Origin of the sequence: Actinoplanes sp. CA-030573 (assembly GCF_050951115.1) — a bacterium.
Classification (GTDB): Bacteria; Actinomycetota; Actinomycetes; order Mycobacteriales; family Micromonosporaceae; genus Actinoplanes.
Window position 1 is genome coordinate 2,372,558 of sequence record NZ_CP192038.1, and the last position, 14,063, is coordinate 2,386,620.

Genomic DNA, 14,063 nt, shown 5'->3' on the forward strand with positions numbered 1-14,063 from the left:
CGCGCCGGCTCACTCGGCGGCGAGGATGTCGGCGATCGGGCGCCGCGCGCCGAGGCGGGCGGGCAGGGCGGTGCAGGCGGCGACGGCGAGCACGATGGCCGCCAGCAGCGCCAGGAGCCGGCCGGCCGGGGGCAGGGTGAGCGGGGTCTGGGTGACGGTCCGGTAGAGCAGGATGCCGAGCGGCGTGCCGAGCAGGACGCCGCCGACGGCCGGAACCACCTGCGCCGCGGCCAGGCCGGCGCCGACCTGGGCCGGTGTCGAGCCGAAGGCCCGGGCCAGGGCGGCGTGGTGGCGGGCGTCGGCGACCGTGGCCCAGGTCGTGAAGACGGTGGTGACCGCGGCCATGATCAGCAGCATGACGGTGATGACGACGGTGACCTGGGTGAGCCGTTCGGCCCGCGGGTTGTGCAGGCCGGCGGTGTAGACGCGGGTCACCGTGTCGCTGATCAGCAGCGTGACCAGGCCGGCCGCGGTGACGGTGACGCTGAGAACGCTGAGCAGCGCCCGGGAGGGGCGGCGGCCGATCAGGCGCAGGCCGAGCAGCAGCGGCCCGGGAAGCCGCGCGGAGACCGCGATCAGCCGGGTGCTGCGGCGTGGGGTACGGCTCGGCCCGTGCAGCGCCGTGATGGTGGTGGTGCGTCCCGCGCGCAGGGCCGGCCCGGCGGTGGCGATGAGCGCGACCAGCACCGCGGTCCCCAGGACGACGAGGGCCGAGGCGCCGGTGAGCATAGGCGTCCCGGCGGCGCCGAGGAGCCCGTCGCCGGGGTCCGTGAACCGGCCGGCCAGGGCGTGGCCGAGGACCAGACCGCCGGTGGCCGCGAGCACCGCGAGCGTGAGGTGCTCGACCAGCAGCACGGCCGTGATCAGGACGGGCCCGCCCCCGACGGCCTTGAGCAGCCCGACGCGGCGGGTCTGGTCGGTCAGCCGCCGGCCGGCCAGCACGGTCAGCGCGGCGAGCGCGAGCAGCGCCAGCAGCACGCCGCCGACCTGCAGCGCCGCCTGCTCGGTGCGGGTGACGCCGGCGTCCGCGCCCTGGATGTCCGTCCAGGACAGGACGAACAGCGATGGCCGCCGGTCGTGCGCCGCCGCGAAGGCCGGGGCCGAGGCCGGGTCGGCCAGGCGCAGGTCGACGAGGTACGCGGTCATCGGCGTCGCGCCGGTCAGCCGTGCGCTGTCGGCGGTGGTGAGCCAGACGAGCCCGATGTCGAACGCGCCCATGCCCGGGCGCACGTCGGCGAAGCAGACGATGTGGCACAGGCTGCTCGGGTACGCGGGCAGGGCGGCGCTGACCGCGGTTCCGCCGACGACGAAGGGGTGGCCGCCGAGCGTGACGGTGTCGCCGATGTGCGCGCCGATCGCGTCGGCGAACGCCCGCTCGAGAACGAGCTGCCCCGGGCGTACCCAATGTCCGTGGATCACCTTGGGTCGGTCGATCGGACCGGGGCCGGTGTCGCGGCCGAGGGCGGCCACCGTCATCGGCCGGCCGCCGGTGGTCAGCGAGGTGTAGCGCAGGGGATAGGGGCCGGCGTGCCCGGTCACCCCGGGCGCGCCGGTCAGCGCGGCGACGGCGGCCGGGTCGGCCGGACCGCCGTTCTCCTGCACCAGCGTGGCGATCACGTCGGGACCGGCGGTCGCCGCTCGCGTCTGCTCGTAGGGGTGGTCGGTGACCCCGTGCAGGGCCAGCCCGATGGTCAGTGTCGTCGTGGCGGCGGCCACCACCAGCAGGACCAGCACCGCCTCGACCGGACGGCGGCGCAGATCACGGCCGGCCAGGCGCAGGATCAGTCGAAGTCGGCCCATGTCGTCAGCCCACCAGCATGGTCTGGTCGACCAGCGCGCCGTCGCGCATCGACAGCAGCCGGCCGGCGGTCGCCGCGATCCGCGGGTCGTGCGTGACGATGACCAGGGTCTGACCGGCCTCGTGCAAGCGGTCGAACAGCCGCAGCACCTCGTTCGTGGCGGCGCTGTCGAGGTTGCCGGTCGGCTCGTCGGCGAGCACGATCAGCGGCTCGTTGGCCAGCGCCCGGGCGATCGCGACCCGCTGCCGCTGGCCGCCCGAGAGCGCGGACGGCAGGTGGCCGGCCCGGTCGGCGAGCCCGACCCGGTCGAGGAGGTCGAGCGCCCGCCGCCGGGCGGCCGGGGCGCCGGCGAGCAGCGCGGGGAGCTCCACGTTCTCCACGGCGGTCAGTTCGTCCATCAGGTGGAAGGCCTGGAAGACGAAGCCGATGCGGTCGCGGCGCAGCCGGGCGAGACCACGCTCGCTCAGCCCGTCGATGCGCCGCCCGTCCACCTCGATCTCGCCGGCCGAGGCCCGCTGCAGGCCGCCGAGCAGGTGCAGCAGCGTCGACTTGCCGCAGCCGCTCGGGCCCATCACCGCGACGGTCTCGCCCCGCTCGATCTCGACGTCCACGCCGTCGACGGCGACCACGCGCGCCGGGCCGCGGCCGAACTCCTTGCGCACACCGCGGGTGCGCAGCACCACGTCACTCATGTCCGTTCCCCCGATTCGCCCAGGTGCGCTCGCACGCGTCCAGCCAGGTCAGGTCGGCCTCCAGCCGCAGTACCTGTCCTTCCAGCAGCAGCCCGGCCAGCGAGCCGTCCGGCTCGGCGAGCACCGCCCGCTGCGCCTCCCGCAAGCGGCGCAGCAGCTCGCGGCGCTGGGCGTCGACCAGGGCGAGCGGGTCGGCCAGGTTCGCGGCGGCGGCCGCGACCAGCTTGAGATGGAAGTCGGACGGCGCCGGGCGCGGCCAGGACACCTCGGCCAGCCAGTCGGCGACGCGCCGTTGCCCGTCGGCGGTCAGGGCGTAGACCTTCTTGTCGCGGCCGTCGCCCTCGCCGGTCAGCTCGGCCGTGATCAGGCCGGCCTTCTCCAGGCGGCCGAGGGTCACGTAGATCTGGCCGTCGTTGTGCGCCTCACCGAGCGGGCCGAGCGCGGAGCGCAGCCGGGAACGGAGTTCATAGCCGTAGGACGGTTCCTTGGCCAGCAAAGCCAGCACGACATCTTGCATCACGCCTCCACCGATAACGGTTATCTAAGAGATAACGGTTATCCGTGAGCGTGTCAAGGGTGCTAGGCGACCACGGCGATCTCGGCGGCCGGGTCGGCGTTCCACTCCGGCGACATCTCGATCATGCGGCTGATCTCGGCCGCGCCGACCGGGCGGGTGAACAGGTAGCCCTGCGCCGCGTCGCAGCCGAGCTCGCGCAGCTTGGCCAGCGTCGCCTCGTCCTCGACGCCCTCGGCGATGGCCCGCAGGCGCAGCGCGTGGGCCAGCGCGATCATCGCGTTCACGACGCCCTCGCGGGCCGCGTCCTCGGTGATGCCGGCGACGAAGCTGCGGTCGATCTTCAGGGCGTCCCAGTGCCGGTCGGCCAGGCGGGACACCGACGAGTAGCCGGTGCCGAAGTCGTCGACGGCCACCGCCACGCCGTGCCGGCGCAGGTCGGCCAGGGTGCCGGTCATGATCGCGTCGTCGACCAGCGCGGTCTCGGTGACCTCGAGGATCAGGGCCGAGGCCGGGGCGTCGTGCGCCTCGAGGGCGGCCAGCACGATCGGGACCAGGCGCTGGTCACTGAGCTGGCGCGGCGACACGTTGACGGCCACCGGCGGGCGCCAGCCGAAGCGGTCCAGCCACTCGTCCTGTGCGGCCAGCACCTGGTCGAGCACCTGCTCGAAGAGCTGCCCGACGATGCCGTGGGTCTCGGCGTGCGGCACGAACTCGTCCGGCCCGAGCAGGCCGCGCTCGGGGTGCTGCCAGCGGACGAGAGCCTCCAGCGCGTAGAGCCGGCCGGTCACGATGTCGATCTCGGGGTGGTAGACGCACAGCAGCTCGCCGTTGGCCAGCGCGTGCCGCAGCTCGGTGTCCAGCCGCAGGCGGGCGCTGGCCTCCGCGGCGTACGCGTCGTCGAAGCGCTCGGCCCGGCCGCGTCCCCCGCTCTTGGCCCGGTACATCGCGGCGTCCGCGTCGCGCAGCAGCTCGGCCGGGTCGGCCTGGTAGTCGTCGGTGGTGCGCACGCCGACCGAGACCGAGGGGTAGAGCTCGGTGCCGTTGATGACGATCGGCTCGGTGAACGTGGTGACCAGCCGCTCGGCGACGACCTCGGTGTCGGCCTCGGTCGCCCCGGGCATGAGGATCACGAACTCGTCGCCGCCGAGCCGGGCCACGATGTCGCGATCGTCGCGCACCGAGGCGACGATGCGGTCGGCGATGGTGACCAGCATCCGGTCGCCGGCCTCGTGACCGAGGCTGTCGTTGACGTCCTTGAACCGGTCCAGGTCACAGAAGAGCAGGGCGACCTTGCTGCTGCCGTCGGCCGGCAGCTCGGCCAGCGCGAACGTCAGCCGGCGCAGCAGCTCGGTGCGGTTGGGCAGCCCGGTCAGGGCGTCCTGGGTCGCGCGCCGGCCCATGTCGCGCAGCGGGCGGCGGATGCGGATGGCGGCGAGCGCGGCCGAGACCAGCACGGCGATCGCGACCAGGCGGGTCTGGCCGTCGGCGGTGACCACGGCGTACCCGTCGAGCGTCAGCACCCCGGCGATGACCACCAGGTAGCGGCGCACGCTCAGGATGTTCGTCGAGACGTGCAGCGGCACGTTGAGCTGCGGCATCTGCGGGTGCAGGGCGGCCGCGCCGAGCAGCAGCGGGAACAGCATCCAGCCGAAGTCCATCCAGCCGCCGCCGACGTAGGTGCCGTTGAGGCTGGCGGTGGCGTAGTAGGCGTCCGGCACGAACCAGGCCACCATGCCGGCGACCAGCAGCCGGGCGGGCACCTTGCGCATCTCCATGCTGAGGCCGGCCCGCAGGGCGCCGAACAGCACGATCAGCGTGCCGACCGGGGTGCCGACGGCGACCAGCACGGCGAGGCCGGTGCCGCCGTCGTGCAGGGTCGGGCCGATGATGTGGATCCAGTACTGCAGCGCGAGCGGGACGGTCAGGACCCCGGCCTCGAGCATGCTGTCCCGGCCGGCGTGGTGGCTCAGGCGTACCACCGCGGCCGCCGCGACCAGGTGCGCGGCGATGTAGAGGACATCGGCGACCGACGGGAACGGCGGCTCGGTGCGGAACAGGTCATAGCCGGCGAAGATGATGTCGCCCAGCGCCGACATCGTCAGCGCGGCCGCCAGCATGGTCCAGGCCGACCGGTTGCGGGGCCGGTTGCGGGAGAGGCCGATGATCGCGGCGATCGCGCCGCTGCTGTTCACCGCCGGGAAGATCCAGTTGGTGAGCTGGTTCTGCGGCAGCACGATGTACGCCGTCGCGGCGATCGTTCCGGCCAGCAGGAACCAGAGCCAGGCCAGGGCACGAAGCGGCCTGGGGGCATGGCCTCCAGGTGGTTCGGGCATGGCGGGCTCCAGTCGGTGAGGCGTGTGACTCCGTAGTCATCGGCGTCCCCGGTAGCGATCTGAACAATTGCCGTTGCCCGAATGTCTTAAGCTTCTTTACAGTGATGAAGACATTTGGTTTCGTCTATGCATGACGAAACGAGGCGTGTTCGCGGCCGTGGCCGCGGCGCTGGTCGCCGCCGCCGCGGCGATTCTGCCGATGACCGCGTCCGACGCGGCCACGGCCTGCGTGACCCCCTACAGCAGCTCGACCGTGTACACCGGCGGCATGACGGCCTCCTACAACGGCCACAACTGGACCGCGAAGTGGTGGACGCAGGGCGAGGCGCCGAGCACCGGCGGCTCGGGCGTCTGGCAGGACGGCGGTGGGTGCGGCGACGGCGGTAGCGGCGGCGGCGGTGGCGGTACCACCTGCAACTACCCGAACTGGGTCGCCGGGCAGTACTACGCGGTCGGCGCGATCGTCCGCTACACCAACGGCCAGTTCTACCAGGCCACCCACGAGAACCCGGGCTACGACCCGACGATCAGCACCTGGTTCTGGTCGCCCTACTCCTGCACCGGGACCGGCGGCGGCGGGGGAGGCGGTGGCGGCGGGAACTCCGGCTTCGTCGTGAGCGAGGCTGTCTTCAACCAGATGTTCCCGGGGCGGAACAGCTTCTACACGTACGCCGGACTGACCGACGCGATGAAGAAATATCCCGCCTTCGCCACCTCGGGCAGCGACACGGTCAAGAAGCAGGAGGCCGCCGCGTTCCTGGCCAACGTGAGCCACGAGACCGGTGGGCTGGTCTACATCGACGAGATCAACACGGCCAACTGGCCGCACTACTGCGACTACTCCCAGCCGTACGGGTGCCCGGCCGGCCAGTCCGCGTACCACGGCCGTGGTCCGATCCAGCTGAGCTGGAACTTCAACTACTACGCGGCGGGCAACGCGCTCGGGATCGACCTGCTCAACAACCCGGGCCTGGTCGGCACCAACGCATCGGTCTCGTGGCAGACCGGCCTGTGGTACTGGATGACCGGCACCGGCGCGGCCGGGACCACGTCGCACAACGCGATGGTCAACGGCCAGGGCTTCGGCACCACCATCCGGGCCATCAACAGCATCGAGTGCAACGGCGGCAACCCGGCCCAGGTGCAGAGCCGGGTCGACCTCTACACCCGGTTCGCCGGCCTGCTCGGCGTCCCCACGGGCGGAAACCTGAGCTGCTGACGTGACATCATCGCGCCGTGAAGGTGTCACGCGCGCTCAGCGATGAGGCCAGGGCGTTCCTCGACGGGGTGCGCGGGCTGGAGCCGGACGACTGGGACCGGCCCACCCGCTGCACTCCGTGGGACGTACGCGAGCTGGTCGGACACGTGGTGACGGCGCTCGACCGCGTACCGGAGAATCTCGCCCGGCCCGCGCCGGACCGGCCGGACACCACAGCGGTGACCTATTACCGAGCGGATGCCCGCTTCAGCGCGGCCGCCAACGCCGAGCGCATCCGGACCGCCCAGGCTCGCGCCGCTACCACCGTTACCGGCGCCGCTACTTCCGTTACCGGCGCGGGTCCCGGCGTTACCGGCGCGCATGCCGCCGTTGCTGGCGCGGGTCCCGGCGTTACCGGCGCGAATGCTGCCGTTACCGGCGCGGATGCCGGCGTTGCCGGCGCGCTTGCCGCCGCTACTGCCGTCGATGCCGCCGCGGCCACCGTTACCGCCGTGCTCGACGCCTGCGCCCGCGAGCCCGACGGCCGCCTGATCCGCACCCGCCACGGCGACGCGATGCTGTTGTCGGAGTTCCTGGTCACCCGCGTGGTCGAGCTGGCCCTGCACGGCCTCGACGTGAGCGACGCCGCGGGCCGGCCGCCCTGGTTGACTCCCGCCGCCACCGACTGCGTGCTCGGTCTGCTCTTCACCGCGCCGCCGGTGGTGGCCGGGCTGGGCTGGGACCCGGTGACCGTGCTGCGCAAGACCACCGGCCGCGCGCCCGTCACGCCGGCCGAGGCCGAAGCGCTGGCCCGGGCCGGCCGGCGGAAGCTCGCCTTCGGCTGACCACGCCGGCGCGTCGCCGCTCGCGAAATATACAGCTAGGCTGTATTCGTGGAACTCACCAAACACGCTCACGCCTGCGTGGCGCTGACCAAGGCCGGCCGCACTCTCGTCATCGACCCCGGCGTGTTCACGCCCGGGGCCCGGGAGGCGGTGGCCGGCGCCGACGCGGTTCTCGTCACCCATGAGCACTTCGACCACCTCGACGAGGAGCTGTTGCGGTCGGCTGCGGTGCCGGTGGTGGGGCCTCCCGGCGTACGGGAGAAGGTGGGGGAGAGGGTGACCGCGGCAGCGCCCGGTGATCGGCTCGAGATCGCGGGGTTCGACGTGCGGGTGGTGGGTGGTGAGCATGCGGAGATTCATGCCGGCATTCCGCGGATCGAGAACCTGGGGTACGTGATCGACGGTGCCGTCTATCACCCCGGCGACGCCTATTTCGTGCCCGGGGTGCCGATCGGGACGCTGCTGCTGCCGAGCAGCGGGCCGTGGACGAGGTTCGGCGAGGCGGCCGACTTCGTGCGGGCGGTGGGGCCGGAACGGGTCGTGCAGATTCACGAGCTGATGCTGAGCGAGCTGGGGCAGAAGTCGTTCGCGACGCTGGTCGAGGGGCTCGCCGGGGTGCCGGTCGAGGTCCTGCCGCCCGGTTCGTCCGTCACGCTGTAAGGCGTGCCGGCGGGTTCGGCGGTCGCGCTCCGAGGCGCGCCGGCCGGCGGCGGTCGCGCTCCGAGGCGCGCCGGCCGGTTCGGCCGTTGCTCGAGGCGTGCCGGCCGGGTGGTCTAAGCAGGCCCCTCGGCCAGGCGGTCGAGCAGCGGCGGAACGGCCGCCAGCATCGCCCGCTCGGCCGGGGTGAGCCGGGACGCGATCGCCCCCGCGACCCAGTCCCGGCGCGCCGCGCGGTCGGCGTCGAGCGCGGCTGCGCCGGCCGCGGTGAGCGTGAGCACGAAGCCGCGCGCGTCGCCGGGATTGACCGCCCGGCGCACGAAGCCCAGCGCCTCGAGCTCGGCCACCGTGCGGCTCATGCTCTGATGCCGCACCCCGCGCCGAGCCGCCAGCTGCGCGATGGTGAGCGGCCCCTCGCGGCTCAGATGCCCCATCGTGGCGGCCCGCGTCGGCGGCAGCGTGTCCGCATGCGCGCGGGTGGCCCGCACGAACCGCCCCACCGCTTGCCGCAGCTCCTCGGCGATGTCCTCCATCGAGCAAGAATACAGCACTGCTGTAGTCAGGTGCCGACTTCGGAGCTGGTGACCCGCCCGTCCTCGATCTCGCAGGCAAACCTCCGGAGGCCGGCGTCCCCGGTCGAGAACGCGCCCGACACCGTGATCAGCCGGTCCCCGCCGACCCGTAGGGACGCCTCGTGCCACACCTTCCGCCGGTCGGTCGGCGCCTGGTCGTCCACGGCCGCCTTGCAGAGATCCACGGCTTCGTCCCGGCGCGCCTCCAGCGGCCGCGGCCACACCTTCACGGCGGCGACGATGCCCACGGTCACCGCCACGATCAGCCAGTAGGTGACGACGCCACGCCGGATCATCATGCGAGCATTGCACCGCAGCGGCGCAACCCGGGCCGCCGGCCGCGCGGTCCCGGCCTAACCTTTGCCGCGTGACTGACGTGCGCATCGTGCATCTGAGCGGGCCGGTCTTCGACGCCCTGGCCGCGGGCGAGCCGGCGCCGGCCCCGGTGCCGCTCTCGCCGTACCTGACCGGGCCGGAGTGCCGCGGGGTGTGGCGCCGCCGGAGTGAGCAGTGTGCGCGGGACCCGGAGGCCGCCGCCTGGGTGACCGGCGTCATCTGGGACGCGGCGGCGGGCGTGGCGGTCGGGCGCGCCGGTTTCCACGCGCCGCCGGACGCCGGCGGCATGGTCGAGATCGGCTACGCGGTGGATCCGGCATATCGGCGCCGCGGCTACGCGCGGGCGGCGCTGGAGCTTTTGCTCGCGCGGGCGAGGAGCGATTCCCGGGTGCGGCGGGTACGGGTGAGCATCCGGCCGGACAACGTCGCCTCGCACGATCTGGCGATGCAGTACGGGTTCGTCAAGGTCGGCGAGCAGTGGGACGACGAGGACGGCCTGGAGCTCGTCTACGAGATTTGCCACGATGAGCCATGACCTCGCGTCTGTGCGCGCTGGCGGCGGCCGCGATCGCCGTCGTGATGCTGATCGTCTACGTCGGACTGATCCGCGGCGAGGGCGACGAGCCGGCGATGTGGTTCGTGGCCGGGCTGGCCGCGGCCGTGCTGCTGGCCGTCGTCGGCGCCATCCGGCCGGGCCGGCCGGCGTTGACCGCGTCGGGAGTGCTGCTGGTCGGGCTCGGGCTGGCCGGGATCCTGACCATCGGGCTGCCGATCCTGGCCGCCGGCGGCCTGGCGCTGACCGCCTCCTACGCGGCCAGATAGCCGCTGCCCGGGCACTTGGCAAGACCGCCGCTTTCGGCCGTCTCGTCGAGGGGCGCCGCTCCCCGGCCATCTCGTCGAGGGCGTCGCTCTCGGGCCGCCTTGTCGAGGGCGTCGCTCTCGGGCCGCCTTGTCGAGGGCGTCGCTCTCGGGCCGCCTTGTCGAGGGCGTCGCTCTCGGGCCGCCTTGTCGAGGGCGTCGCACTCGGGCCGCGCCGCCGGTGGGCTCAGCCGGTGAGGCATCGGGCGAGGCGGCGGACGGCCTCGTCCATCCGGTCCGGGGCGGCCGCGGCGTAGGTCAGGCGCAGGTAGGGCGCCGGGGGCTCGGCCGGGAACCACGGCCGGCCGGGGAAGACCACCACGCCCGCGGCCGCGGCCGCCGCGGCCAGGGCTACGTCGTCGGTGGCCGGGGGCAGCGGGGCCCACAGGTGCAGGCCGCCACGCGGGATGACGGGCGGGACCAGCGACGGCAGATGACGGCGCAGGGCGGCCAGCAGAGCCTCGCGCCGGTCGCGCAGGGCCGATCGCAACGCGCGCCGGTGGCGGAGCCAGCCGGGGGCGGTGACCAGCTCGAGGGTGGCCTGCTGGAGCGGGCCGGCCACGAAGAAGTCGTCGAGCAGGCGGGCCGCGCGCAGGCGTTCGCGGGCCGGGCCACGGGCGCCGATCGCGGCCACGCGCAGGCCCGGCGCCGCCGGCTTGGTGAGTGAGCGCAGGTAGATGACGTGGCCGTCGGGGTCGTCGGCGGCGAGCGGGGCGGGGGCGTCACCGTCGATCGTGAGGTCCCGCGCGTAGTCGTCCTCGATGAGGAAGGCGCCGGCCTCGCGTACGGCCGCGGCGACCGCGGCCCGGCGGTGCGTCGCGAGGGTGGCGCCGGTGGGGTTGGCGTGCAGCGGCTGGCAATAGAACAACCTTGCGCCCGTACGCGCGAAAGCCGCCCCGAGCTGATCCGGGAGCACCCCCTCGGCGTCGGCCGGCACCGGTACCACCCGCAGACCGGTGGCGCGGGCCGAGGCGAGCGCGCCGAGATAGGTCGGCGACTCCACGAGGAGCGTGTCGCCGGGCGTCACCAGCGAGCGCAGCGCCGAGGAGAGCGCGGCCTGGCCGCCGGGGCAGATCACCATGTCGTCGGCGTGCAGGCCGACCTCGCGGGCGAACCAGGCACGCAGGTCGGCCCGTCCCTCGACCGGTCCCCGCTGCCAGGCCGCCGGTTGCCGGGCCACCCGGGCCAGGGCGGCGCCCAGCGCGGCGGTCGGCTGAAGGTCGGCGTCCAGGTAGCCGCCGGAGAGCGGGATCGCGCCCTCGGGCGGCAACGCCAGTAACGCCTGCATGTCCGCGTTACCCGCCGGTCCTGGACCCAGCGCCACGGTTTGCCACGATAAATCGGAAATGTCGCCCAAAGGTGTCGCCTGCCGGGCGACAAACGTGCCCTTCCCCGGCCGTGTCTCGATCACGCCCGCCGCCACCAACTGCCGGATCGCGGCCGTGACTGTTACCGGGGATGCGCGGTGACGATCGCTCAGCACGCGCACGGAGGGGAGCCGCGCCCCGGGCGGAGCGGCGGCAGCCAGCAGGCGGAGGCCTTGGATAACGCGCTCGGCTGCGTTACCGTCATTCATGAAGACAAAGAGTAGCGCTACCGAGCCGAAGACGGTAACGGCCGGCCTCGCGCTCGGCGCGCTGGGCGTGCTGGCGTTCAGCATGTCGCTGCCGATGACCCGGGTCGCCGTGCAGCACCTGGACCCGTGGTTCGTGGCGTTCGGCCGCGCGGTCGGGGCCGGCCTGCTGGCCTCGATCTATCTGCTCGCCACCGGAGCGCCGCGGCCCACCCGCGACCAATGGCGCCGGCTCGCCATCGTAGCGCTCGGCGTGGTGGTCGGCTTTCCGCTGTTCACCTCGCTGGCCCTGACCTCGCAGACCTCGGCCCACGGCGCGGTGGTCGTCACCGTGCTGCCGGCGATGACCGCCGTCTTCGCCGTGCTGCGGGCCGGGGAACGGCCGCCGCCCCGGTTCTGGCTCGCGGTCGCCGGCGGCCTCGCCGCGGTCCTCGTCTTCCTGGCCACCACCGGCACCGTCCACGGCTCGCTCTCCACGGTGGACGTCTACCTGCTGGCGGCGGTGACGCTGTGCGGACTGGGCTATGCCGAGGGCGGGCGGCTCGCCCGGGAGCTGGGCGGCGCCCGTACCATCTGCTGGGCCTTGATCTTGTCGTTGCCCGCCACCGTGACCATCGCGCTCGGCGCGGCCACCCTCCACCCGCCGCGGGCGAACGCCGCGGCCTGGGCGGCGTTCGGCTACCTCACCGTGATCTCCATGTTCCTCGGCTTCTTCGCCTGGTACGCGGGCCTGGCCCGGGGCGGCATCGCGCGGGTCGGCCAGATCCAGCTCGGCCAGCCGGTGCTCACCCTGCTCTGGTCGGCGTCGCTGCTCGGCGAGACCGTCACCCCCGCCTCGATCGGCGCCGCCCTGCTCGTGCTCTCCTGCGTCCTCCTCACCCAGCACAGCCGCGCCCGGCCGGCGCGGACCCTGCCGTCACGGGTCGCGGCGCTGGAAGGCGGCGGCCGGCCCGAGCGCCGCCGCCACCCGGAGCACTGTCCAGCTCAGATAGACGACGGTGCGGGACGCCTCGCTGACGAACGGTGAGTGGCTCAGCCCCGAACCCCAGACCGCCGTCCAGGCCCATGAGCGGCAGCGGGATCGGTTGCCCGGCCGGGTCGGCGGCCTTCGCGGTCGCCGTGACCTTCGCCGGCCGGACGTTTCCGGTGCGGCGTGGTGGGGTATCAGCGTCGCGCCTTTTGGCCCGAGCGCCGTGACGACTATGGGGGATGATGATGGCCGAGCCGCAGGTCACGCTGGATCCGAAGAGCCTCAACCCGGTCGAGGACAAGCTGCGCGGGCCCCTGCAGGACCAGCTGACGTCGGCGCTGCGGGCGGCGACGGAGAAGACCAGGCACACGTACGCCGGGGAGTCCGTCGACGAGGTGACCGACACCCTGCTGCGGCGGACCAAGTCGGGCCTGCACCACGACATCGCCGACGGTTTCCGCCCCGACCCGTCCCAGTTGCGGCACGTGGCCGAGTCCATCGTGGCCGAGGCCGACACACGCGACCTGCCCCGGCCGCGCTAGGTCAGTCAGAGCGCGCGAACCATCCGCCGGACCGCCTCCGTGACGATCTCGGGCGAGGTCCCGAAGTTGAGCCGCACGTGGCCCGCCCCGCCGGTGCCGAACGTCGGCCCCGAGTTCAGCGCGACCCGGCCGCGCTCGAGGAAGACCGCCGCCGGGTCGTCGCCGAGCCCGAGCTCCCGGCAGTCCAGCCAGGCCAGATAGGTGCCGTCGCCCGGTTGGTAGCGGACCCCGGGCAGGTGCTCGGCCAGCAGCCCGGCGAGCAGGTCGCGGTTCGCGGCCAGGCCGTCCAGCAGGGCGTCGAGCCACTCGCCGCCGTCGCGCAGCGCCGCCACGTGGGCCAGGACGCCGACGTGGCTCGGCCCCGACCGGAGCCACCACGGCAGCCGGGCGAGGTCGTCGGCGGCCCCCGGCCCGGCGATGGCCACCGCGGCCTTGAGGCCGGCCAGGTTCCACGCCTTCGAGGCGGACATCACCGAGAATCCGGTCCCGGCGCCGGGCACGCTCAGGTACGGCACGAACCCCGCCCCCGCGAACACGAGCGGCGCGTGGATCTCGTCCGCTACCACCCGTACGCCATGCCGGCCGGCCAGCGCCGCCACCGCCTCGAGCTCGTCCGCCGTGTGCACGGCGCCGGTCGGGTTGTGCGGGCTGCACAGCAGGTAGGCCGGCCGGGCGCCGGGCGTCGCGACCCGGGCGAACGTCGCGTCGAGCACCGCGAGGTCGATCCGGCCGCCGGGGCCGAGCGGCGCCTCCACGATCCGCCGCCCGCCGTGCCGCACGAAGTCGTAGAACGGCGGGTAGACCGGCGAGTTGACCACCACGTCGCCGCCGGGATCGGCCACCACGCGCAGGATCTCGGCGATGCCGTTCATCACGTCCGGGACCATCGTGGTGCGCTCGACCGCGATGCCGTCCCACGCCCAGCGCTCGCGGGCGAACGCGGCCAGCGCCTCGGCGTAGCCGGTCCCGGCCGGGTAACCGGTGTCCCCGCGGCTCATCGCGCCCGTGACGGCCCGCACGATCGGCTCGGCCGGCGGGACGTCCAGCTCGGCGACGAACAGGGGAAGGACATCGGCGGGGTGCACGCGCCACTTCTCGCTGGTGCGCTCGCGGAGCTGATCGAGCGTCAGGCGGTGCAGCGGGCCGGTCACGACGGAAACCCTAAGCGACG

At 73.7% G+C, this 14,063-nt stretch carries 15 protein-coding genes; 7 read left to right on the forward strand and 8 right to left on the reverse strand.

Annotated elements, in window-relative coordinates; all coding sequences use genetic code 11:
* Positions 1–9 precede the first annotated feature (9 nt).
* The 4 genes from ACQP2F_RS11080 to ACQP2F_RS11095 all read right to left on the reverse strand — a co-directional run bounded on the left by ACQP2F_RS11080 (position 10) and on the right by ACQP2F_RS11095 (position 5,341).
* Positions 10–1,800 carry an FtsX-like permease family protein gene (locus ACQP2F_RS11080; RefSeq protein WP_433303101.1) on the reverse strand — a complete coding sequence of 597 codons (1,791 nt, stop codon included), beginning with the start codon at positions 1,798–1,800 and terminating at the stop codon, positions 10–12.
* A gap of 4 nt (positions 1,801–1,804) precedes the next feature.
* Positions 1,805–2,491, reverse strand: a complete 687-nt coding sequence (locus ACQP2F_RS11085; protein ID WP_433303102.1) for an ABC transporter ATP-binding protein — start codon at positions 2,489–2,491, stop codon at positions 1,805–1,807.
* Positions 2,484–3,008 carry a PadR family transcriptional regulator gene (locus tag ACQP2F_RS11090; RefSeq protein WP_433303104.1) on the reverse strand — a complete coding sequence of 175 codons (525 nt, stop codon included), beginning with the start codon at positions 3,006–3,008 and terminating at the stop codon, positions 2,484–2,486. Before ACQP2F_RS11090 ends, ACQP2F_RS11085 begins: the two co-directional genes overlap by 8 nt.
* A gap of 62 nt (positions 3,009–3,070) precedes the next feature.
* Positions 3,071–5,341: a putative bifunctional diguanylate cyclase/phosphodiesterase gene (locus ACQP2F_RS11095; protein ID WP_433303106.1), complete on the reverse strand. Its 2,271-nt coding sequence runs from the start codon at positions 5,339–5,341 to the stop codon at positions 3,071–3,073.
* 130 nt (positions 5,342–5,471) lie between these two features.
* Here ACQP2F_RS11095 and ACQP2F_RS11100 point away from each other — a divergent pair, with 130 nt between their 5' ends.
* The 3 genes from ACQP2F_RS11100 to ACQP2F_RS11110 are packed head-to-tail and all read left to right on the forward strand — an operon-like array spanning position 5,472 to position 8,044.
* Positions 5,472–6,560, forward strand: coding sequence for a glycoside hydrolase family 19 protein (locus tag ACQP2F_RS11100; RefSeq protein WP_433303108.1), 1,089 nt, complete (start codon positions 5,472–5,474; stop codon positions 6,558–6,560).
* A 17-nt stretch (positions 6,561–6,577) separates the two neighbouring features.
* Complete coding sequence (locus ACQP2F_RS11105; protein ID WP_433303110.1) at positions 6,578–7,384, forward strand: maleylpyruvate isomerase N-terminal domain-containing protein; 807 nt, start codon at positions 6,578–6,580, stop codon at positions 7,382–7,384.
* 48 nt (positions 7,385–7,432) lie between these two features.
* Positions 7,433–8,044, forward strand: a complete 612-nt coding sequence (locus tag ACQP2F_RS11110; RefSeq protein ID WP_433303111.1) for an MBL fold metallo-hydrolase — start codon at positions 7,433–7,435, stop codon at positions 8,042–8,044.
* Positions 8,045–8,157: 113 nt separating this feature from the next.
* Here ACQP2F_RS11110 and ACQP2F_RS11115 read toward each other — a convergent pair whose 3' ends face one another.
* Both ACQP2F_RS11115 and ACQP2F_RS11120 read right to left on the reverse strand, forming a co-directional pair.
* The gene (locus tag ACQP2F_RS11115) at positions 8,158–8,574 is read right to left on the reverse strand and encodes a MarR family winged helix-turn-helix transcriptional regulator (RefSeq protein WP_433303113.1); all 417 of its coding nucleotides are present in this window, start codon (positions 8,572–8,574) and stop codon (positions 8,158–8,160) included.
* A gap of 26 nt (positions 8,575–8,600) precedes the next feature.
* Positions 8,601–8,912 carry a hypothetical protein gene (locus tag ACQP2F_RS11120; protein WP_433303115.1) on the reverse strand — a complete coding sequence of 104 codons (312 nt, stop codon included), beginning with the start codon at positions 8,910–8,912 and terminating at the stop codon, positions 8,601–8,603.
* A gap of 68 nt (positions 8,913–8,980) precedes the next feature.
* Between ACQP2F_RS11120 and ACQP2F_RS11125 the strand changes: the two genes are divergently transcribed.
* Positions 8,981–9,484: a GNAT family N-acetyltransferase gene (locus ACQP2F_RS11125; RefSeq protein WP_433303117.1), complete on the forward strand. Its 504-nt coding sequence runs from the start codon at positions 8,981–8,983 to the stop codon at positions 9,482–9,484.
* Positions 9,481–9,771, forward strand: coding sequence for a hypothetical protein (locus tag ACQP2F_RS11130; RefSeq protein WP_433303119.1), 291 nt, complete (start codon positions 9,481–9,483; stop codon positions 9,769–9,771). Before ACQP2F_RS11125 ends, ACQP2F_RS11130 begins: the two co-directional genes overlap by 4 nt.
* 223 nt (positions 9,772–9,994) lie before the next feature.
* Here ACQP2F_RS11130 and ACQP2F_RS11135 read toward each other — a convergent pair whose 3' ends face one another.
* Positions 9,995–11,383, reverse strand: coding sequence for a PLP-dependent aminotransferase family protein (locus ACQP2F_RS11135; protein WP_433303120.1), 1,389 nt, complete (start codon positions 11,381–11,383; stop codon positions 9,995–9,997).
* Here ACQP2F_RS11135 and ACQP2F_RS11140 point away from each other — a divergent pair.
* Positions 11,382–12,407 carry a DMT family transporter gene (locus ACQP2F_RS11140; RefSeq protein ID WP_433303122.1) on the forward strand — a complete coding sequence of 342 codons (1,026 nt, stop codon included), beginning with the start codon at positions 11,382–11,384 and terminating at the stop codon, positions 12,405–12,407. The two genes, ACQP2F_RS11135 and ACQP2F_RS11140, sit on opposite strands and share 2 nt — an antisense overlap.
* Before the next feature lie 188 nt (positions 12,408–12,595).
* Positions 12,596–12,892: a hypothetical protein gene (locus tag ACQP2F_RS11145; RefSeq protein WP_433303124.1), complete on the forward strand. Its 297-nt coding sequence runs from the start codon at positions 12,596–12,598 to the stop codon at positions 12,890–12,892.
* A 5-nt stretch (positions 12,893–12,897) separates the two neighbouring features.
* On the opposite strand, the gene ACQP2F_RS11150 is transcribed toward ACQP2F_RS11145, so the two are convergent.
* On the reverse strand, positions 12,898–14,043 hold the full coding sequence (locus tag ACQP2F_RS11150; protein ID WP_433303125.1) for a MalY/PatB family protein: 1,146 nt from the start codon (positions 14,041–14,043) through the stop codon (positions 12,898–12,900).
* Positions 14,044–14,063 lie beyond the last annotated feature (20 nt).